This window comes from Streptomyces sp. DH10 (assembly GCF_029813805.1).
Lineage (GTDB): Bacteria > Actinomycetota > Actinomycetes > Streptomycetales > Streptomycetaceae > Streptomyces > Streptomyces coeruleofuscus.
The window spans coordinates 82,341-102,238 of sequence record NZ_JARVKU010000001.1; the positions used below are offsets into that span (position 1 = coordinate 82,341).

The 19,898-nt window shown below is 70.1% G+C and carries 19 protein-coding genes; 9 read left to right on the forward strand and 10 right to left on the reverse strand.

Features of this window, described 5'->3' with window-relative positions; all coding sequences use genetic code 11:
* The first annotated feature begins 62 nt into the window (after positions 1–62).
* From QC385_RS00355 to QC385_RS00380, 6 genes are all read left to right on the forward strand, one after another.
* On the forward strand, positions 63–1,601 hold the full coding sequence (locus tag QC385_RS00355; RefSeq protein WP_279539195.1) for an AMP-binding protein: 1,539 nt from the start codon (positions 63–65) through the stop codon (positions 1,599–1,601).
* Between the two features lie 27 nt (positions 1,602–1,628).
* Positions 1,629–2,234: a histidine phosphatase family protein gene (locus tag QC385_RS00360; RefSeq protein ID WP_279539196.1), complete on the forward strand. Its 606-nt coding sequence runs from the start codon at positions 1,629–1,631 to the stop codon at positions 2,232–2,234.
* A 27-nt stretch (positions 2,235–2,261) separates the two neighbouring features.
* The gene (locus QC385_RS00365; protein WP_279539197.1) at positions 2,262–3,452 is read left to right on the forward strand and encodes an acetyl-CoA C-acyltransferase; all 1,191 of its coding nucleotides are present in this window, start codon (positions 2,262–2,264) and stop codon (positions 3,450–3,452) included.
* Between the two features lie 18 nt (positions 3,453–3,470).
* Entirely contained in the window at positions 3,471–4,448 is a 978-nt protein-coding gene (locus QC385_RS00370; protein WP_279539198.1) for a PDR/VanB family oxidoreductase, read from the forward strand.
* Between the two features lie 83 nt (positions 4,449–4,531).
* Positions 4,532–7,759 carry a fused isobutyryl-CoA mutase/GTPase IcmF gene (icmF, locus tag QC385_RS00375; protein ID WP_279539199.1) on the forward strand — a complete coding sequence of 1,076 codons (3,228 nt, stop codon included), beginning with the start codon at positions 4,532–4,534 and terminating at the stop codon, positions 7,757–7,759.
* Between the two features lie 55 nt (positions 7,760–7,814).
* Entirely contained in the window at positions 7,815–8,675 is an 861-nt protein-coding gene (locus QC385_RS00380; RefSeq protein WP_279539200.1) for a 3-hydroxybutyryl-CoA dehydrogenase, read from the forward strand.
* Positions 8,676–8,719: 44 nt separating this feature from the next.
* Here QC385_RS00380 and QC385_RS00385 read toward each other — a convergent pair whose 3' ends face one another.
* The 8 genes from QC385_RS00385 to QC385_RS00420 all read right to left on the reverse strand — a co-directional run bounded on the left by QC385_RS00385 (position 8,720) and on the right by QC385_RS00420 (position 14,312).
* On the reverse strand, positions 8,720–9,130 hold the full coding sequence (locus tag QC385_RS00385) for a nuclear transport factor 2 family protein (RefSeq protein WP_279539201.1): 411 nt from the start codon (positions 9,128–9,130) through the stop codon (positions 8,720–8,722).
* 1 nt (position 9,131) lies between these two features.
* Positions 9,132–9,938 (reverse strand): MBL fold metallo-hydrolase, encoded by an 807-nt coding sequence (locus tag QC385_RS00390; protein WP_279539202.1) that lies wholly within the window; start codon positions 9,936–9,938, stop codon positions 9,132–9,134.
* Positions 9,939–9,982: 44 nt separating this feature from the next.
* On the reverse strand, positions 9,983–10,600 hold the full coding sequence (locus QC385_RS00395; RefSeq protein WP_279539203.1) for a DsbA family protein: 618 nt from the start codon (positions 10,598–10,600) through the stop codon (positions 9,983–9,985).
* A 151-nt stretch (positions 10,601–10,751) separates the two neighbouring features.
* Complete coding sequence (locus tag QC385_RS00400) at positions 10,752–11,246, reverse strand: MarR family winged helix-turn-helix transcriptional regulator (protein WP_279539204.1); 495 nt, start codon at positions 11,244–11,246, stop codon at positions 10,752–10,754.
* A gap of 131 nt (positions 11,247–11,377) precedes the next feature.
* Positions 11,378–11,851: a winged helix-turn-helix transcriptional regulator gene (locus tag QC385_RS00405; protein WP_336621269.1), complete on the reverse strand. Its 474-nt coding sequence runs from the start codon at positions 11,849–11,851 to the stop codon at positions 11,378–11,380.
* Positions 11,852–11,999: 148 nt separating this feature from the next.
* On the reverse strand, positions 12,000–12,866 hold the full coding sequence (locus QC385_RS00410) for an alpha/beta fold hydrolase (protein WP_279539206.1): 867 nt from the start codon (positions 12,864–12,866) through the stop codon (positions 12,000–12,002).
* A 254-nt stretch (positions 12,867–13,120) separates the two neighbouring features.
* Positions 13,121–13,711, reverse strand: coding sequence for a TetR/AcrR family transcriptional regulator (locus QC385_RS00415; protein ID WP_279539207.1), 591 nt, complete (start codon positions 13,709–13,711; stop codon positions 13,121–13,123).
* Positions 13,712–13,811: 100 nt separating this feature from the next.
* Entirely contained in the window at positions 13,812–14,312 is a 501-nt protein-coding gene (locus QC385_RS00420) for a PaaI family thioesterase (protein ID WP_279539208.1), read from the reverse strand.
* A gap of 105 nt (positions 14,313–14,417) precedes the next feature.
* Here QC385_RS00420 and QC385_RS00425 point away from each other — a divergent pair, with 105 nt between their 5' ends.
* Positions 14,418–14,885, forward strand: a complete 468-nt coding sequence (locus QC385_RS00425) for a winged helix-turn-helix transcriptional regulator (protein ID WP_279539209.1) — start codon at positions 14,418–14,420, stop codon at positions 14,883–14,885.
* A gap of 464 nt (positions 14,886–15,349) precedes the next feature.
* Here the strand turns inward: QC385_RS00425 and QC385_RS00430 are convergent, their stop codons facing one another.
* Together QC385_RS00430 and QC385_RS00435 are read right to left on the reverse strand one after the other, a co-directional pair.
* Positions 15,350–16,267: an alpha/beta hydrolase gene (locus QC385_RS00430; RefSeq protein WP_279539210.1), complete on the reverse strand. Its 918-nt coding sequence runs from the start codon at positions 16,265–16,267 to the stop codon at positions 15,350–15,352.
* 84 nt (positions 16,268–16,351) lie between these two features.
* On the reverse strand, positions 16,352–17,413 hold the full coding sequence (locus QC385_RS00435; protein WP_279539211.1) for an alkene reductase: 1,062 nt from the start codon (positions 17,411–17,413) through the stop codon (positions 16,352–16,354).
* 430 nt (positions 17,414–17,843) lie between these two features.
* Between QC385_RS00435 and QC385_RS00440 the strand changes: the two genes are divergently transcribed.
* Positions 17,844–18,422 (forward strand): TetR/AcrR family transcriptional regulator, encoded by a 579-nt coding sequence (locus QC385_RS00440; RefSeq protein ID WP_279539212.1) that lies wholly within the window; start codon positions 17,844–17,846, stop codon positions 18,420–18,422.
* Positions 18,423–18,854: 432 nt separating this feature from the next.
* A complete protein-coding gene (locus QC385_RS00445; RefSeq protein ID WP_279539213.1) occupies positions 18,855–19,868 on the forward strand; it encodes an NADP-dependent oxidoreductase in 1,014 nt (337 codons plus the stop codon).
* Positions 19,869–19,898: the final 30 nt, after the last annotated feature.

The window sequence follows — 19,898 nt, forward strand, 5'->3', positions numbered from 1 at the left end:
ACAGTCTACGCATCACCTCTCCCCTCGAATCGGGAGAGGCCCCAGGAGCCGCCGGAGGAGCCATGTCGCTGCTGCCACTCGACCGTCGCGCCCAGGAGACACCCGAGGAACCCGCCCTGGTGGACGACCTGGGCGTGCTGTCCTGGTCCGGCCTCGCCGACCAGGTGGCGCGGGCGGCGGCACGGCTGCTGGAGTTCGCACCCGGCCCCGACGACCGGATCGCCGTCCTCGGTGACAACGCCATCCCGACGCTGGTGGCCCACCTGGCCGGCCTGCGCGCCGGGGTCGGGACCGTGGCCACGTCCCGGAACCTCACCTCGGGCGAACTCGTCGACCAGATCATCGACGCGGGCGTGACCGCGATCGTCGCCGGTCCCGCAGGGGCGGGCGCCGCCCTGGACGCGGCCCGGGAACTGGGCCTGCCGCTGGTGACGCACGGAACGCCGGCCGCCGGGCACGCCTTCGACTGGGACCTGTGGCTGGCGGCCGCGCCGGCCGGACGCTCCGTCCCGGCGGACCGGCCCGCCCGGCCTCCGCTCGTCTACACCTCGGGCACCACCGGACGGGCGCGCGGCACCGAGGTGCGCTGGGTGAGCGGCCCGGTCGCCGACAGCGCCGCCTACCTCACCGCGATGTCCGCCCGGCCCGGGTTCCCGCCGGGACCGCACCTGGTGTGCGGCCCGCTCCAGCACAACGCGCCGCTGACCTCGCTGCGCCACCTGGCGGCCGGTCAGCCCGTGGTCGTCCTCGGCAGATACGACGGGGAGACGTTCCTCAGCCGGGTGCAGAGGTGGCGGGTCTCCTCGACGGTGATGGTGCCCACCCACTTCCAGCGGCTGCTCGCCCTCCCGGAGGAGGTCCGCGCCCGGTACGACGTCTCCAGCCTGCGGCAGGTGTCCCACACCGGCTCCGCGTGCCCGCCGGACGTGAAGCGAGCCATGATCGAGTGGTTCGGTCCGGTGCTGACCGAGTCGTACGGCGCCAGCGAGGCGGGGACCGTGGCCCGCATCAGCAGCTCCGAGTGGCTGGCGCACCCGGGCTCGGTCGGACGCGTCCGGGCCCCGTTCGAGGTCCTGGTCACCGATGACGAAGGCCGGCGGCTGCCGCCCGGAGAACGCGGACTGCTCGCCTTCCGGGCCCCCGACGACCAGGGCGTCCGCTACCACGCGGACCCGGACAAGACCAGGTCCGCCTATCTCTCCCCCGGCGTCTTCACGCTCGGCGACATCGGCTACGTCGACGCGGACGGCTACATCTTCATCACCGACCGGGCCGCGGACGTGGTGGTCTCCGGCGGCGTGAACCTGTACCCGGCCGAGAGCGAGGCGGTCCTGCGGCGGCACCCGGCGGTCGCCGAGGTCGCGGTCGTCGGCGTGCCCGACCCGGACTTCGGCGAGTCCCTGCGGGCGCTGGTCGTGGTGGCGGCGGACGAGCCGCCGGCCGATGAGCTGGACCGGTTCTGCCGCGAGCACCTCGCCGCCCACAAGTGCCCGAAGTCGTACGAGTTCGTCCCCGAGCTGCTGCGCAACGCGATGGGCAAGCTCGACAAGCGTGCGATGCGCCGCCCGTACTGGCACTCCGAACGCACCATCGCCGGCTGAGCCGGGCTCACCCAGTAAGGACCACCCATGACCGAACTCCTCCTCATCCGGCACGGCCTCCCCCAGGCGGGCGTGTTCGACCCCCGGCTGTCACCGGAGGGCACCGCACAGGCCGAGCGCCTCGCCTCCTGGCTCGTGCACGAGGACGTCGACGCGCTGTACTCCAGCCCGTACCGGCGTGCCCGCGAGACCGTGGCGCCCCTGGAGCGCCTCACCGGCATGACCGCCACCGTCCTCGACGATCTGCGCGAGTGGGACACCGACGTGACTCAGCCCTACATGCCGCCGGAGCAGATCGGCGCGGACGATCCCCGGGCGGCGGCGCTCGCCGAGGGACGCTACGAGGACTTCGTGCCCGAGCTGGACTGGGACGCCTTCCGCGCCCGTGCCGGGCGGGCCATGGACACCATCCTCGACGCCCATCCCGGAGGCCGGGTCGCGGTCGTGTGCCACGGCGGCATCACCAACACCTATCTGGCGACGGTGCTCGGCCTGCCCACGATGTTCTGGTTCCACCCCGACTACACGTCCGTCAGCCGGGTGCGGCGCATGCCCGGCGGCCGGATCGTCCTGCACTCGGTGAACGAGACGGCCCACATGGTCGCCGAACGCGCCGTCGACGCGGTCGCCTGACCCGCCCCAACCCCAGGAGGTCCCGGCATGCCCGGATCCGTCATCGTCGCCGGAGCAAGGACGCCCATCGGCAGGCTGGCGGGTGCCCTGAGCACCGTGCCCGCGGTCGACCTCGGCGCCCACGCCATCGGCGCGGCACTGGCCGCCGCCCGTCTGGACCCGGCGGCGGTGGAAGCCGTCGTCATGGGTCATGTCGTGCAGGCCGGGGCCGGCCCGAACCCGGCACGGCAGGCTGCGGTCCGCGCCGGCATTCCGTTCTCCGTCCCCGCGAGCACCGTCAACAAGCTCTGCCTGTCCGGTCTGCACGCCATCGCCCTGGCCGACCTCATGATCGCCTCCGGCCGCCACGAGGTGGTCCTCGCCGGTGGCATGGAGTCCATGTCGGGCGCCCCGCACCTGCTGCGCGGAGCTCGCACCGGCTGGAAGTACGGCTCGGCCGCGGCGGAGGACGCCCTCGACCGCGACGCCCTGGTCTGCGCCTTCGACGGCGTCTCCATGGGCGCGGCCACCGAGCGCTACCAGCGGCCGTACGCCCTGACCCGCGAGGAGCAGGACGAGTACAGCGCACTGTCCCATCAACGGGCCGCCCACGCCCAGCAGTCGGGCGCGCTGTCCGGGGAGATCGCTCCCGTCACCGTGGCCGGACGGCGGGGCGAGACGGTGGTGGACACCGACGAGGGCGTACGGCCGGGAAGCACCGCCGAGAGCCTGGGGCGCCTGAGGCCGGCCTTCTCCGGCACGGGCACCATCACCGCGGGCAACTCCTCACAGCTCTCCGACGGCGCCGCGGCCGTCGTCGTGATGAGCGCGGAGCGCGCCCGGTTCGAGGGCCTGACCCCGCTCGCCGAGATCGGCGCCTACGGAACGGTCGCCGGCCCCGACCCCTCACTGCTCGTCCAGCCGGCCGGCGCGGTCCGCGACGCCCTGTCCCGGGACGGCCGCCTTAAGACCGCCGACCTGGACCTGTTCGAGATCAACGAGGCGTTCGCCGGAGTGGCCCTGGCATCCGTACGGGAGCTGGACCTCCCTCTCGACAAGGTGAACGTCAATGGCGGAGCGATCGCGCTGGGGCACCCGGTCGGCATGACCGGAGCCCGGCTGGTGCTGACTCTCGCGGCCGAACTGCGGCGACGCGGAGGCGGCAGCGGAGCGGCGGCCCTGTGCGGGGGCGGCGGCCAGGGCGACGCGCTGTTGCTGCATGTGCCGACCCAGGACTGAACCCGGAGCCGAACCATCATGAACGTCCAGCTGACCTCGGTCGACACGACCCTTGCCGTGGCGGCCCGTACCCCCGCCGCCGACGGCGTCGTCTCCCTCACCCTGCGCCGCCCCGACGGCGGGATGCTCCCCGCCTGGACACCGGGCGCCCACATCGACGTACTCCTGGCCGGCGCCGACGGCGAGAACGGGGATCTGATCCGTCAGTACTCCCTGTGCGGAGATCCGGCCGCGCGCGACTCCTGGCAGATCGCCGTGCTGCGCGAGCCGCACGGCCGCGGGGGCTCCGCGTACGTCCACGACCATCTGCGCGAAGGCGCTACCGTGCGGGTCCGCGGACCGCGGAACAACTTCCCGCTGCGGCCCGCCGCTCGCCACCTGTTCATCGCCGGCGGCGTCGGCATCACGCCCATCCTTCCGATGGTGGAGGCCGCCGAGGCCGCGGGGGCCGACTGGCGTCTGTTGTACGGCGGGCGCACCCGTACCTCCATGGCGTTCCTGGACCGCCTCGCCCCGCACGGGGACCGGGTCCTCGTGCGTCCGCAGGACGAATACGGCCTGCTGGACCTCGCGGCCCACCTCGGCGTACCCGAGGAGGGCACGCTGGTGCACGCCTGCGGTCCCGAGCCCCTGTTGCGGGCGGTGCAGGAACACTGCGGGGACTGGCCTGCGGGCACGCTGGGCGTCGAACGGTTCTCCCCGGTGCGGACGGACGCGGCCGGCCAGGCCGAGGCCTTCGAGGTGGAGCTCGCACGATCCGGTCTCACCCTCACTGTGCCGGCGGACCGCTCGGTGCTCGAAACCGTGGAGCAGGCCGGTGTCGCGGTCGACTTCTCCTGCCGGGAAGGCACGTGCGGCACCTGCGAGACCGACGTACTCGACGGCAAGCCCGACCACCGCGACTCGCTGCTGACCGAGGACGAGCGGGCCGCCGGCGACACCATGCTGATCTGCGTCTCCCGCTCGTGCGGGACCCGCCTCGTCCTCGATCTGTGACGGCGATCACCCCCAGGAATTTACTAGGACGTCCTAGTATCTCTTCTGTCGGCAGTACCCCCGCCCCGTCCGGGAAGGCCCCCATGAGTGATCTGCACCGGCCCGTGCACCCCGTCCGCCTGGTGACGGCTTCGGCTCTGTTCGACGGGCATGACGCGTCGATCAACATCATGCGGCGCATCTTCCAGTCCCAGGGCGCCGAGGTGATCCACCTGGGGCACAACCGGTCGGTGCGGGAGGTCGTGGACGCCGCCCTGGAGGAGGACGCACACGGTGTCGCCGTCTCGTCGTATCAGGGCGGGCACGTGGAGTACTTCGAGTACCTGGTCGAGTCGCTGCGCGAGCGGGGAGCCGACCACATCCGTGTGGTGGGCGGCGGAGGCGGCGTCATCGTGCCCGAGGAGATCGCCCGGCTGCGCGGCAGCGGGGTGACCATCTTCTCGCCCGAGGACGGGCAGCGGATGGGCCTGGCCGGCATGGTCAACTCGGTCGTGAAGGACTGCGACTTCGACCTCTGGGACGGCAAGCCGGCCGACGCGTCCGCCGTGCTCGCCGGTGACCGGTTCGCGATCGCCCGCGCCATCACCGGCGCCGAACTGGGCAAGCTGCCCCCGGATCTCCTGGAGCGGCTGCGGGCCGCCGCCGCGGCACGGGTCATGCCGGTGCTCGGCATCACCGGCACGGGCGGCTCGGGCAAGTCGTCACTGACGGACGAACTGGTGCGCCGCTTCCGCCTCGACCAGCAGGACAAGCTGCGGATCGCCGTGATCGCGGTCGACCCGACCCGCCGCCGCGGCGGCGGGGCACTGCTCGGTGACCGGATCCGCATGAACTCCCTGGACGGGAACCGGATCTTCTTCCGCAGCCTGGCCACCCGTGGCAGTCGCGAACTGCCCGAGCACCTGACCGACGTCATCGACGTGGTCAAGGCCGCCGGGTTCGACCTGGTGATCGTGGAGACGCCGGGCATCGGCCAGGGCGACGCGGCGATCGTGCCGTTCGTCGACACCTCGCTGTACGTGATGACACCGGAGTTCGGTGCCGCCTCGCAGCTGGAGAAGATCGACATGCTCGACTTCGCCGACGTCGTGGCGATCAACAAGTTCGAGCGGCGCGGCGCACAGGACGCGCTGCGCGACGTGGGCCGCCAACTGGTCCGCAACCGCGAGGCGTTCGGCATGCGGCCCGAGGACATGCCGGTGTACGGCACGTCGGCGGCGACGTTCAACGACGACGGTGTCACCGCGCTCTACCAGCACCTGAGGACTGGCCTGGCCGAGAAGGGCCTGCCGCTGTCCGAGGGGGCGCTGGCACCGGTCGGGGTACGCCACTCCTCCGGCATCCGGCAGGTGGTCCCGGCGGGCCGGGTGCGCTACCTCGCCGAGATCACCGACACGGTCCGCGCATACCACGCCGAGACCACGCGCCTGGCCGAGGCGGCCAGGCGGGCGCAGTACCTGGAGGCGGTCAGGGCGGAACTCGCCGAGGCGGGCTCCGACTCGGCGAACGTGCAGTCGCTCCTCGACGACGCCCGCAGGCGGCTCCCGCACCAGATCGCGGAGCAGATCGGGAGCTGGCCCGCCGTCATCGCCTCCTACTCCGGGGACGAGCAGGTGGTGAAGGTCCGGGACAGGGAGATCCGCACCAAGCTGACCCGCGAGTCCCTGTCCGGCAACCAGGTCCCGCGCGTCGCCCTGCCCCGCTTCTCCGACCACGGGGAGCTGGTGCGGTTCTGGCGCGGGGAGAACCTGCCCGGCTACTTCCCCTTCACGGCAGGTGTGTTCCCCTTCAAGCGCGACGGCGAGGACCCGGCGCGGATGTTCGCCGGTGAGGGCGATCCGTTCCGCACGAACCGGCGCTTCAAGCTGCTCTCCGAGGGCCAGCCGGCCACCCGCCTGTCCACCGCCTTCGACTCGGTCACGCTCTACGGCCGCGACCCGGACGAACGCCCCGACATCTACGGCAAGGTCGGCACGTCCGGGGTGTCGGTGGCAACACTCGCGGACATGAAGGCCCTCTACGACGGCTTCGACCTGACCTCACCCACGACCTCGGTCTCCATGACCATCAACGGACCCGCGCCGACGATCCTGGCGTTCTTCCTCAACACCGCCATCGATCAGCAGCTGGAGAAGTTCCGAGCCGCCGAGGGCCGTGACCCGTCGCCCAAGGAGGCGGCCGAGCTGCGGGCCCACGCGCTCGCGAGCGTACGCGGCACGGTGCAGGCCGACATCCTGAAGGAGGACCAGGGCCAGAACACCTGCCTGTTCTCCACCGAGTTCTCGCTGCGGATGATGGCCGACATCCAGGAGTGGTTCATCGCCCACAAGGTCCGCAACTTCTACTCCGTCTCCATATCCGGCTACCACATCGCCGAAGCCGGCGCGAACCCCATCAGCCAGCTCGCCTTCACCCTCGCCAACGGCTTCACCTACGTCGAGGCCTACCTCGCCAGGGGCATGCACATCGACGACTTCGCCCCGAACCTGTCGTTCTTCTTCTCCAACGGCATGGACCCCGAGTACTCCGTCCTCGGCCGGGTCGCCCGCCGGGTCTGGGCCGTCGCGATGAAGGAGAAGTACGGGGCCAACGAACGCAGTCAGAAGCTGAAGTACCACGTCCAGACCTCGGGACGCTCCCTGCACGCCCAGGAGATGGACTTCAACGACATCCGCACCACCCTCCAGGCCCTCACCGCCATCTACGACAACGCGAACTCGCTGCACACCAACGCCTACGACGAGGCCGTCACCACCCCGTCCGAGGAGTCGGTGCGGCGGGCGCTGGCGATCCAGCTCGTCATCAACCGCGAGTGGGGCCTGGCGATGAACGAGAACCCCCTCCAGGGATCGTTCATCATCGACGAACTCACGGACCTGGTGGAGGAGGCAGTCCTCCAGGAGTTCGAGCGGATCAGCGAGCGCGGTGGCGTACTGGGCGCGATGGAGACCGGCTACCAGCGCGGCCGCATCCAGGACGAGTCGATGCTGTACGAGCAGCGCAAGCACGACGGCACCCTGCCCATCATCGGCGTCAACACCTTCCTCCGCCCCGGCGGCGACAGCCGGCCTCAGGAGCTGGAACTCGCCCGGGCCACCGAAAAGGAGAAGCAGTCCCAGCTGGAGCGCGTGCGCGACTTCCACACCGGCCACCGCGACCAGGCCCACGACGCCCTCGCCGCTCTCAAGGACGCGGCGACGAACGGCGACAACGTCTTCGCCGTCCTCATGGACGCCACCCGGGTCTGCTCGCTTCAGCAGATCACCGAGGCCTTCTTCGAGGTGGGCGGCCAGTACCGCCGCAACGTCTGACCCAGCCCCGTAGCCCGGAAACCACCCCGCAGCGCCTCACCAGATAGGACCTCAGATGGATCCCGTTACTCGTCTCGGCGTGGTCGGATGCGGCCTCATGGGCTCCGGCATCGCCGAAGTCGCGGCCCGCAGCGGCATCGACGTCCGAGTCGCCGAGGCCACGCCGGACGCGCTGGAGGCAGGCCGCCGCCGGCTCACCGCCTCACTCGACCGAGGCCTGCGGCGCGGCAAGCTCAGCGAGGAGCAGCGGGACCAGGCCGTCGCCAGGCTCTCGTTCACCCACGACCTCAGCGACATGGCCGACCGCCAGTTCGTCGTCGAGGCGGTCGCCGAGAACCGCGACATCAAGACGGACGTCCTGCGCACCCTGGACAAGGCGGTCGAAGACCCCGCGGCGGTCCTGGCCACCAACACCTCCTCGATCCCCATCGTCGATCTCGCCGTCGTCACCGAGCGGCCCGCGCAGGTCATCGGCATGCACTTCTTCAACCCCGTGCCCGTGCAGCAGCTGGTGGAGCTCATTCCCGCCCTCACCACCAGCGCGGACACCGTGCTGCGCACCCGCGGCTTCGCCGAGCAACTGGGCAAACAGGCCATCCAGGCGCCCGACCGCTCCGGCTTCGTCGTCAACGCCCTCCTCGTGCCCTACCTGCTCAGCGCGGTACGGATGGTGGAGTCGGGCTCCGCACAGCCGGAGGACATCGACCGGGGCATGGAACTGGGATGCGCCCACCCCATGGGGCCGCTGCGGCTGCTCGACCTCATCGGCCTCGACACCGCCCAGGCCGTGGCCGAGTCGATGTACGAGGAGTTCAAGGAGCCGCTGTACGCACCGCCGGCCCTCCTGCGCCGCATGGTCGCCGCGGGGCACCTCGGCCGCAAGAGCGGCAGAGGCTTCCACGTCTACGACGTCTGAGCGAGCATGCCCACCTGGAGCGGAGCTCCAGGTGGCGTGACCGTCTAGGCGCCCATCGCCTCCCGCACCAGCGCGGTGTCGACGAACTGCTCGAAGCGGACGATGAGCCCGCCGCGTACGACGAAGTGATGGGCGACACGCACGGCGAGCGGCTTGCCGGTGGCCTTGTTGACGGCCGTGTAGCGGGCCAGGACGACGACGTTCTCGCCATCGACGACGTAGGTGTCGTCGTGGGCGGCCCAGTCGTCCCACTCCTTGGCGAGTTCCTCCATGACGTGGGAGGTGACGCCGCCGGGAGTGCGGTAGGTGCCCGCGAGCGGGAAGCCGGCCATCTCGGTCCACTCCACGTCGGGGGCGAGGGTGGCGCGCAGCGCTTCCAGGTCACCGGCGGCAGAGGCCAGGTACTGACGGCGTACGACGTCGGCGGGGGCGGTGGAGGTGGCGAAGTCCGTCATGTCAGCCCCACTTCATCTCGCCCTTGGCGACCTTGGCGCCGATCTGTGCGGCGATCAGCATGCCGTGGTCCGGGTACCGCTTCACGAGCGCCTCGGTGAGCGCCGCGCCGTCGGCCGCCTTGCCCAGCTCCTCCTCGAAGGCGAGCAGGTAGTCGCGAGTGGCGGTGATGGCGGAGGCGTCGGCCGCGGTGCCGGGCAGGCGGTGGCCGGGGACGACCAGCTCCGGGTCGAGGGAGGCCATCTCGTCCAGCAGGTCGATCCAGGCCGCGCGGTCGCCCGGGGTGGCTGTGTCGGCGACCCAGACGTGCTCCTGCTGGAAGAGCAGGACACCGCCGAGGACCGCGCGCTGCTCGGCCTGCCACAGGTAGTGGCGGTCGGGCAGACCGGCCGGGCCGCCCTTGAGCTCGAAGCGGTGGCCCTCCAGGGTGAGGTCGCCGGTCAGCGGCTGGAGGCCGACCAGGCGGGTGGGCAGGTTCGGGCCGAGCGCGGCCCACGCCTTGAGCTTGCCCTCGTACGAGTGCTGGATGTGCTCGATGACGATCGGGGTGGCGACGAGGACGGCGTCCGGGAAGGCGTCGGCGAGGACCTCCGCGCCGAAGTAGAAGTCGGGGTCGCCGTGGCTGACGAAGACGGTGGTCAGCTTCTTGCCCGAGTCGAGGATCTCGGCGGCCAGCCGGTGGCCGTCGGCGCGGGTGAAGCTGGCGTCCACCAGCAGGGCTTCGTTCTCGCCGGTGACGAGCGTGGCGGTCTTGTTCTTGCTGCCGGCCGGGAAGTCGAGGTCCAGGACCTTGAAGTCGAGCGTACTCATGTGGAGCCTCCTTGAGGGTGATGAATGGGGACAGAAGACGGAAGTCAGGCGGTGGCCAGGGCTGCGATCCGCTGGTCGACCTCGTCGGCGGTGGCGTGGCCACGGGCCAGGGAAGTGACGGCGTCGCCGTTCACCGCCAGCAAGGTGGGGAAGCCGCTGACGCCCAGTCCGGCCGCGCGGTGGAAGTCCTCCGCAGCCGCATTCGACGCCTCGGGGGCCTGGAAGGCGGAGACCACGGCGTCGGGGTCGAGCCCGGCCGCCTGGGCGACCGCACGATAGGTGGCCGCCTCCGACAGGCTGAGGCCGTCGACGTAGAAGGCGTGCTGGACGGCCGCGGCGAGCTCCGGCGCGCGGCCGGGGGCGGTCCGGCGCAGGGCCGCGACACCGCGGGCGGCGGCCTCGGAGTCCATCACGAACGAGCCGTCGGCGATCAGCCGCTCGTACGCCTCCCCGAATTCGGCGCCGGTCAGCTCGGCGATCCGGGCATTCGCGCCCTGGACGTAGCCGAACTCCCGGATCCGCACCCGGCGCGGCCCGGTGAACAGACCGCCGGAGATCACCTCGACGGGCGTCCCGGGGCGGCGGGCGACGACCTCGTGCAGCGTGGCGGAGAATCCGTGCGACCAGCCGCAGTAGGCGTCGAAGACGTAGACGAGCTTCACGAAGACCTCGGCAGGGATGTGTGCCCGCCGGTTGCGAGCGATTCACCTGACGAAACAGTAACTGACGCGTCAGATATTCCGGGGGCCGCGTGGGCTGGGACACATGCGGGTGGCCGAGGCCTTTACACCCGCGCTGCCGTCGGGCCGCAGGTCAGGGCAGCCGGGGCAACACGTCCCGGGCCGTATGACTGAGGATCCGCAGATTCTCGGCGAACCGCTCGCGGTCCGCCGCGGGGAGCGGCTCCACGAAGTACCGCTTGATGTTCTCCAGGTGCACCGAAGACGCGCGTACGACCGTCTCCTCGCCCAGCGGCGTCAGTCGCACGAGCTTCCCGCGCCGGTCGCCGGGGGCTTCCCCGCGCGTCACATACCCCGCCGTCTCCATGCGATCCACCAGCCGGGTGGCGCCGCCGGTGGTCAGCACCTGCTCCTGGGCGATGGCCCGCATCGAGAGCCCCGGCTCGCCCGCCCGGCCGAGGATCAGCAGCACCTCGAAGACCAGATGGCTGATGCCGCACTCCACCTCGAGCGCCCGGCCGAGGATGTACTCCAGCCGGTTGGCCGCCCCCTGCAACCGCCCGAACGCCAGGATCAGCTCGTGGTCGGCGGCCTCCTTCGCCGTCCTGATCTCCGCTTCCTCGCCCACGGCCTCGCCGCCCCTCTCATCGCCGCCCCGGTACCACCGTACCGATCATGTCGGCACGCCCAGCCGGGCGCGGCCTGCGGCACAGGACGACCAGCCGGAATCACGGATGGCTGACGGGAGGAATCCTCAGCTCACTCGGACGACCTCATGCGAAAGGCCGGCCCGGGGACGCTCTCGATGTCAGTCGCTTGCACCGGGTGGCCTCGTTCGCAGCGAATCCGGACGTCGACGCGCGCGCCGCACTCGCGGTGTCGCGCCAGTACCGCAGGCCCCTCCGGGTCGGCGCGGTAACGGTCGCCCCACTGCAACAGCCCCATCACGGCCGGCACCAGATCCATGCCCTTGGGGGTGATCACATACTTCGGCCGACTCCGCGCACCGGGTTCCTTGTACGTCTCGGTCGCCAGGATCCCTTCCTCCACCAGCATCCGGAGCCGCGTCGCCAGCAGGTTGCGAGGACAGCCCAGAACACGCTCGAAGTCACTGAACCGGGACGAGCCGTACCACACCTCACGCAGGATCAGGATGGTCCACTTCTCGCCCACGATCTCAAGGGTCCGCGCGATGGAGCAGTTGGACGTGTCCCGGTCGAGCCGGGGGTCCATGCCGGTGTCTTGAAGAACCTCGGTCCACGCATCCATGGGAGCGATCCTAACCGAGCTTGAGTTTAATTTTAGATACTCAGCAATCGGCGCCGTGACCTGCCACTCGACCTGACGGGAGGTCCCGCGTACCGCCCGCCCCTGACACCCACTACCGCTCGAGGAAGTCGAGGGCTTCCGCCACGAACCGCTCGTGGAACTGGAAGATGCCTCCGTGGCCGGCGTCGGGATAGACGACCAGGTCGGCGTTCGGCAGTCGCCGGGCCAGCTCGAACGAGTTCTTCGTCGGCACCATCCTGTCACTCTCGCCATTGGCGACCAGCACGGGCTGATGAATGACGGAGAGGTCCTGGGGCTGCGCGAGTCCCCAGCGGTGGATGGCCTTGAGCTGGGCGAAGTACGACGTGAGGGAGATGGCCTTGTCCCGGTCGTGCGTGCGCTCCTTGAGACGGGCCAGGAACTGCTTTCCGGCTCGGCGCCCGCCCGCGGTGCGGGTGAAGAAGAGGAACTGCTTCGGGTCCTGGAGGGTGAACAGGGCCCGGACGGTGTCGAGATGGGACAGTCGGGTCACGTTCTTGATGCCCTCGCCGCCCGCGGGGCCGGTGCCCGTGAGGATCAGCTTGCGCACGAGCTGCGGCTCGTCCTGCGCGATCACCTGGGCGATCATGCCGCCCATCGAGAAGCCGTGGATGTCGACGCGATCGAGCCCGAGTCCCCGGATGAAGGTGACGGCATCCTTCGCCATCTCCTCGATGGTCTTCGGCGTCGAGCCGCTGGAAGCGCCGATTCCTCTGTTGTCGAAGGCGATGACGCGACGCCTGGCGGCGATGCCGTCGACGACCCGGGGGTCCCAGTTGTCGAGGACCGCGGCAAGGTGGGTGATGAAAACCACCGGGACGCCGGCCTTCGGGCCGAGGTCGCGGTAGGCGAAGGTCACTCCCCCGGCGGCGAGCGTGCGGGTGGGCGCCTTCTTGTACGACGTCACCACGTCACCTCGTACTCCTTGTGCGTCGTTCACGGCCGTGCCCTTCTGCATGGGGGTCTGGACTGCGGTCGCAGCCAGTTCGGTCGACGGCAGAAGGCCCATAGGAGTGGGAACCCGGTTCGGTCGAGTCCTTCAGCATCACGTCACTATTGAATTATGGCCATAATTTAATGAGCTTTGCAAGACCCGGGCCACGGCGATCACTGGCATTCGCCGCGCAGCCGAGACCGACGGCAGCACCCACGTACGAGCCTGCCCCGGCAGCCCGGGGCCGGGAATGCGGAGCGTCAGACGCGCTGCCCGGCATCCAGCAGGGCGAGGGCGTTCCTCACTCCCTGATCGAGGAGTTCGTCGGCGAGTTGGTCGTCGGTCAAGGCACGGGCGAGTTGCAGTGTCCCTGCCATCAGACCGAGGAGGCTGAGCGCCTTCACTCGTGCGGAGGCGGGTGCCTCGGGTGCCATGCGGTCGGCGATGCCGTCGATGAGGATCAGCACGCCGTCGGTGTACGCCTGCCTGGTCGCATCGGTGCAGCGCCCGATCTCGTCGAGCAGAGCGGCGTTGGGGCAGCCGTCGCCAAGGCTGTCGCGGTGCCGGGGTGACAAGTACCCGCGCACAATCTGCTCGAGTCCGGCACGGCCGGGCGCAGCCCGCGCGACGACGTTCTCGGCCTGCGCCTTCAACTGCTCGGCGATCGCCGTGGTGACGAGGTCATCTTTGGATTCGAAGTGGGCGTAGAAGGCTCCATTGGTCAGCCCCGCGTCCTTCATGAGCGTCGAGACCCCGGAGCCGTCGATACCGTCTTGCTTGAACCGGCGGCCCGCCGTCTCGATGATCCGCCGCCTCGTCTCCGCCTTGTGCTCTTTTCCGTACCGCGCCACAGCGCACGCCCCTTCGCCGACCGGAAGGACCGGCTGCCCTTCACCGACTTCGCCAGCCTATGGTATTGCGAACGTAATCCAAAGAGTCGGCAGCGGCGATTCACACCCGAGGGGCGGGCACCGGGAAGAGCATGCAGCTGCTGGTGGCGTGCGCGAGCAGTCGGTCTTTCGCGTCGACCAACTGGGCCTGGGCGAGAGCGGTCTGGCGGCCCTTGTTGACGACCGTGCCGATGGCGCGCACCGGGCCCGTGTCCACGGTGATCGGCCGGAGGAACTTCACGGTCAGATCGAGCGAGGTGTACGCCACACCCTGCGGGAGGGTCGACTGGACGGCACAGCCCGCCGCCGAGTCGAGCAGAGTGGCGAAGACGCCGCCGTGGACGCTGCCGATCGGGTTGTAGTGCTCCTCGCCCGGTATCAGCGAGAAGACCGCCCTGCCGGGCTCCACCTCGTCCAGGGCGAAGTCGACGGTGTGGCTGATCGGCGCCCTCGGCAGCCGCCCCGCCTGTACCTCACGCAGGAAGTCGATACCGGCCATGCGTCCGGCGGCCTCCGCCGAGATCGCGGGATCGTCCCAGTGATACGTACGCGTTCGCCCCACGGTCCGGCGTCCTTCCCTCTGACTGTCAGCTGACTTTCCCAAGTGAAGCTAGGCTTTCGTTCACCTGACTGTCAATGGCGAAGTCAGCTCGCTTACGATGGCGGGATGGAGTGGCTTGAGGCGAGCACGGAGAACTGCCCCGTCCAGCGCACGCTCGACGTGATCGGGGAGAAGTGGACACTGCTGATCCTGCGGGACGCCGTCAACGGCGTGCGCCGCTTCGACGACTTCCACCGCCACATCGGCCTGTCGGAAGCCGTCCTCAGTGACCGCCTCCGCAAGCTGACCTCGGCCGACATCCTGAAGACCGTCCCCTACCGCGAGCCCGGCAGCCGCTCCCGCAACGAATACCGCCTGACCCGTAAGGGCTGGGACCTCTGGCCCGTTCTCATGGCACTGACCCAGTGGGGCGAGGCATACGCCCTCGGCTCCGAGGGTCCTGTACTGGACGTCCGTCACACCGAGTGCGACGCCCCGGTGCGCGTCGTCGTCGAGTGCTCAGCGGAGCACTCGCCCCTCACTCCCCGTGAAGTCACAGCCCGGCTGGGAACAGGCGCCCGCCTCCGGTCGTGAGCCATCGGCCTCGCGGCCGCCGCAGCTGAACACACCGTAGCGAGGAACAGGAAGCAGGCTGGTGGTTGGTCGCGATGTCGACGGGGAGGCTCGTCGGCCGGACTGCGATCTCGGCGCCGGCCGCCCGCAGCACGGTGAGTATGTCGTCGACGGCTGCGGAGACGTCACTGCCGACCCGCCGCGACGGATCCTCGCCCGGACGGCGAGCCGGGAGTCGGCGATCTCGGCCGCGTGCGAGCGGCGGCCCGAGAGCCGCCGAGCTTGTTCGTGCGCGGCGGTGCGCGCGTATCGGCGGCTTGTTCGTGCGCGGCGGTGCGCACACGGCTGAAGTCACCCTCGTGACCGGCCGTCCGGACCGTCGCCCGCCGGACCGGGACGGCGGCGCCGCAGCCGTCCCCGACATACTCCCCGTTCCGCTCCGGCACGCGCGCGGATCTCGCGACAGCCGCACCCGAACCGCCCGGTCAGATCTTGGTCTTCTCCCGGACCCAGGCGCCGATCCGGGCGATGGCGGCGTCGGTCTCCGGAATCCGGCCCGCGCCGTAGACGTAGGAGTGCTGGCCGCCGGGGACCACCACGGTCGCCGTGTCGATTCCGGCGTCCTTGACGCGGGCGGCGAACTCCTCGTCCTCGCCGGCCAGGACCTCGTACGTTCCCCAGGAGACGAGGGTCGGGGGCAGACCGCTCAGGTCCGCCCGGTTCAGATTGATCCGGGTGTCCGTGACCTCGATGCCCGTGCCGCCGATCCAGGCGTCCCGGAAGAACTCCAGCAGATCCTTGCTGAGTATCTTGTCCGTCTCGTCGTTGGCCGCGATGGTCTTGTTGGCGATCTCCAGGTCGCACCAGGGGGAGATCGACACGATGGCGCCGGGCAGGGGCTGCTTCTTGTCGCGGAGGCGAAGCGCCAGGGCGACGGCGATGAACCCGCCGATCGAGTGGCCGATCGTGATGATGTTCCCCGGCTCGTACCCCTCGGCGAGCAGCCAGTTGAAGGCCGCCTCCGCGTCGTCCACCTGGGCCGGGTACTTGTGTTCCGGTGCTCGCCGGAAGTCCAGGACCAGTACGGGAGCTCCCGCGGCCTTGGCGATATGGCCGGCGAGCTTGCGGTCGACGTGTGCTGAGGCCAGGACGGAGCCCCCGGCGTGAGCGTGCAGGAGGACGTGGTCGGTGTCGGCGTCGACGGGTTCGCACCAGATGCCCAGCACGCCACCCGCGTCCACCTCCCGATAGGTGACGCCTTCCGGCTCCCGGGCCGCGAGATGGACTTGCTCCGCCTGGATGCGCGCCGCATCCAACTCGGACGGGGGCTTCTGCCCTGCGGTCAGCCATTCCTCGAAATGGATCGCTTCCGGGCTCAGTTCTACAGCGGTGTGCTCAGACACGTGGTACCTCCATGGGGCCATGTGGCATACCGGCCCGCCAGGACCGGTACGGCCGGGGTTTGTCGGGCGGTGTGGGCGGGCTTGTCAGGCGGAGAGGGCGGGGTAGTCGGTGTAGCCGGCCTCGCCGCCGCCGTAGAACGTGGCGGGGTCGGGGGTGTTCAGCGGCGCGCCGATGCGTACGCGCTCGACCAGGTCGGGGTTGGCGAGTGCCATCACGCCGACGGTGACGACGTCGGCCAGGCCGTCTTCGACGTCCTTGGCGCGGGTGGCGATATCGGTGCCGGCCCGGTTGAGAACCAGGGTGTTCGGCCACAACTGGCGCAGGGTGTGCAGGAGTTCGTCGTCGCCGCCATGGCCGATGTGCAGGTAGGCGAGGCCGAGCGGGGCGAGGGCGCGCACGAGTGCCGGGTACAGCTCGTGGGTGTCGCTCTCGGCGATGTCGTTGAACGGGTTGCCGGGAGAGATCCGGAAGCCCGTGCGGCCGGGGCCGATCTCCTCGGCCACGGCGGTGGCGACCTCGACGGCGAAGCGGATGCGGTTGTCGAGGGAGCCGCCGTAGCGGTCGGTGCGCTGGTTGGTGTTGGTGGCGAGGAACTGGTGCACGAGGTAGCCGTTGGCGCCGTGGATCTCGACGCCGTCGGCGCCGGCCGCGACGGCGGCCGCCGCGGCGCGCCGGAAGTCCTCGACCGTCGCGGCGACTTCCTCGGTGGACAGTTCGCGCGGTACCGGCATGTCCTGAGGGCCGGACGGGGTGAACATGGTGCCCGCAGGCTGGACCGGGGACGGGGCGACCGGCTGCCGGTGGTGGGGGGTGTTGTCGGGGTGGGACATCCGTCCCGCGTGCATGAGTTGGATGACGATGCGCCCGTCGGCGCCGTGCACGGCATCGGTGACCTTGCGCCACCCGGCGATGTGCTCCTCGGAGTAGATACCGGGGGTGAGCAGGTAGCCCTGCCCGTCGGCGTTGGGCTGAGTTCCCTCGGTGATGACGAGGGCGTGCGAGGCCCGCTGGGCGTAGTACTCGGCGTTCAGCTCGGTCGGTACGCCTTCCGGGGTGGACCGGTCTCGCGTCATCGGGGCCATCGCCAGTCGGTGCGGCAGGGAGATCTCCCCGGCGACGATCGGGTTCCACAGGGCATTCAGCATGGATGGGTCCTCAAATAAGGGGTGAGAGAGCTGCGGGCCGGCGGGCTGCCTGCCTCGCGGAGAGCGCGTAGGCGGTGAGCGGCTGGATGGTCCGGTGCCCCGTCGGCCTCGCTTTAGATTACGATAGGTATCTAAAGCTGTCCCGTCAACGGTCCCCCGATTCCGTCGGTCGCAACCCACGGCCGGAGGCGGCTTGACGCGCACGCGGGGCTACAGGACCGGCGGCCGATCAAGTCCGGATGAAGACCCGTTGGGCGCATGGCCGAAGCGGACGGTTTCGCGTGCGGCGCACCGGCGACGACCATCGCGGCGTGATCTCCGGCTCGACAGCCTGTCGGCTCGCCGCGCTGAAGAGAGAGCACCGCGGCCGACCGCCCGGCACTTCGCGTATGATAGATACGCTTCACTATCTATCGCGGGCAGGTGACCGATGAGTCGCGTTTCGCAAGCACAAGCGCTCGAGAACCGCAGGCGCGCGGTCGCCGCGGCCTCACAGCTCTTCCGGGAGCGCGGCGTGAACGGCGTCAGCGTCGCCGACCTGATGAAGTCCATCGGGCTGACCACGGGCGGCTTTTACAAGCAGTTCTCCTCCAAGGAGGCCCTGATCGCCGAGGCGGCTCAAACCGCTTTCGGGGATCTCGACCTACTCCTGGCGACGTTCGAAGCGACCCACAGCGATCACGACACCGCGCGCGGCGCCCTCATCGACTTCTATCTGTCGGCCGAGCACCGCGACCAGCCCGGCACCGGTTGCCCCACCGCGGGATTCGCAGGGGACGTGGCTCGCCGGCCCACACCCGAGGAGGTGCGCGAAACGTACGCAGCCGGAGTCGAGGAATTCGCCTCGTGGCTGTCCACCGACACCGATGACGGCCTGCCCATGGTGGCCACTCTGGTCGGCGCGATCCTGCTCGCCCGGGCCACGACGGGCACAGAACTGTCGGAGAAGATCCTGGAGTCGACCCACAAAGCCCTGACCGAACCACAGGCGGCCCGACCGGAATCCTGAACGCGGGCTACGCGGCTGCCCCAGCGCGCCCGACGTTCCACTCCCGCCCGCCACAAGCTCCTGACGCAACCGCGCTCAGTCGACTCGGCGCGCCTCACCCGGAATGCAGGGGCCGGGCCACGTCTGAAGCCTTCCGCCTGTACGGCACGGCTCCGTTCGTGCGCGCCACGCCCGTTCCTTGCAGGTCTCGGCAGCCAGGCTCCTTTCCCATGACGCCCCGTGCCGACGCCCGCGCCGGACCCCGCAAAGCTTCGACCTCACGTCCACAGCGTGACCCTGACCTCACCTGAGTTTACTTTTATATACTCAGAGCGTAGCGTCGTGACCAGCACATCAACCCGGCCGCACGCGAGAAACGGGCGCGCAGGGGGCCCTGCGCGAAGAATCAGATCGACCACCCGGATACCCACGCGAAACGGAAAGGCGGCCGGCATGAAGGCATTCGTCGTCCAGAAGTACGGCAAGGACGGCGCCCGCGCCGCTGAGGTGCCCGAGCCCACGGTCGGAGACCGAGACGTCCTGGTCAGAGTGAGCGCCGCCAGTATCAACCCGCTGGACAAAATGGTCCGCAACGGGGAGTTCAAGCAGGTCCTGAAGTACAAGCTCCCGTTCGTACTCGGCCACGACGTGGCCGGCGTCGTGACGCGGGTCGGCTCAGCCGTGCGCGGCTTCGACGTCGGCGACGAGGTCTACGCCCGTCCGCGCGACTTGCGGATCGGGAGCTTCGCGGAGTTCATCGCGATCGACATGGACGATGTCGCGCCCAAGCCGGCCTCCCTCACCCTCCAAGAGGCCGCCGCGGTGCCACTGGTGGCCCTGGCCGCCTGGCAGAGTCTCATCGACCGTGCCCACGTGCAGCCGGGTCAGAAGGTGCTCATCCACGCCGGTGCCGGCGGCCTCGGCTCGACAGTCATCCAGCTCGCCAAGCACCTCGGCGCCACAGTGGCGACGACCACGAACACCGACACCGAGCAGTTGGTCAGGAGCCTCGGCGCCGACGTCGTCGTCGACTACACCAAGGAAGACTTCTCGAAGGTGCTGTCCGGCTACGACCTGGTGCTGGACTCCCTGGGCGGAGCGAACCTGGAGAAGTCGCTGACCGCGCTGAAGCCCGGCGGCCTGGCCATCAGTGTCGTCGGCCCACCGGACGCCGGCTTCGCCAAGCAGCTCGGCGCCCCGTCGTTCATGGGCTTGATCATGAATGCGCTCAGTCGCAAGGTCCGCAAACGGGCCAAGGCGCTGGGCGTGCGCTACGAGTTCCTGTTCATGCGGGCCAACGGCTCCCAGTTGCGCGAGCTCGGCGCACTCTACGACCGCGGGAAGCTCCGCCCGGTCATCGACAGCACCTTCCCGTTCGACCAGACCCTGGAGGCGATGGCGCACGTCGAGCAGGGGCGCACCAAGGCCGGCAAGGTCGTGGTCTCGATGGTGTCCGACAGCGACTGAGACCGTGCCGGCCACCGACCCTCCGTCCGT

Bases quoted from the DNA above. Each gene is read 5' to 3' on its own strand.
- QC385_RS00355 (WP_279539195.1), top strand. From the start codon at position 63: ATGTCGCTGCTGCCACTCGACCGTCGCGCCCAGGAGACACCCGAGGAA.
- QC385_RS00360 (WP_279539196.1), top strand. From the start codon at position 1,629: ATGACCGAACTCCTCCTCATCCGGCACGGCCTCCCCCAGGCGGGCGTG.
- QC385_RS00365 (WP_279539197.1), top strand. From the start codon at position 2,262: ATGCCCGGATCCGTCATCGTCGCCGGAGCAAGGACGCCCATCGGCAGG.
- QC385_RS00370 (WP_279539198.1), top strand. From the start codon at position 3,471: ATGAACGTCCAGCTGACCTCGGTCGACACGACCCTTGCCGTGGCGGCC.
- icmF (WP_279539199.1), top strand. From the start codon at position 4,532: ATGAGTGATCTGCACCGGCCCGTGCACCCCGTCCGCCTGGTGACGGCT.
- QC385_RS00380 (WP_279539200.1), top strand. From the start codon at position 7,815: ATGGATCCCGTTACTCGTCTCGGCGTGGTCGGATGCGGCCTCATGGGC.
- QC385_RS00385 (WP_279539201.1), bottom strand. From the start codon at position 9,130: ATGACGGACTTCGCCACCTCCACCGCCCCCGCCGACGTCGTACGCCGT.
- QC385_RS00390 (WP_279539202.1), bottom strand. From the start codon at position 9,938: ATGAGTACGCTCGACTTCAAGGTCCTGGACCTCGACTTCCCGGCCGGC.
- QC385_RS00405 (WP_336621269.1), bottom strand. From the start codon at position 11,851: ATGGACCCCCGGCTCGACCGGGACACGTCCAACTGCTCCATCGCGCGG.
- QC385_RS00425 (WP_279539209.1), top strand. From the start codon at position 14,418: ATGGAGTGGCTTGAGGCGAGCACGGAGAACTGCCCCGTCCAGCGCACG.
- QC385_RS00435 (WP_279539211.1), bottom strand. From the start codon at position 17,413: ATGCTGAATGCCCTGTGGAACCCGATCGTCGCCGGGGAGATCTCCCTG.
- QC385_RS00440 (WP_279539212.1), top strand. From the start codon at position 17,844: ATGAGTCGCGTTTCGCAAGCACAAGCGCTCGAGAACCGCAGGCGCGCG.
- QC385_RS00445 (WP_279539213.1), top strand. From the start codon at position 18,855: ATGAAGGCATTCGTCGTCCAGAAGTACGGCAAGGACGGCGCCCGCGCC.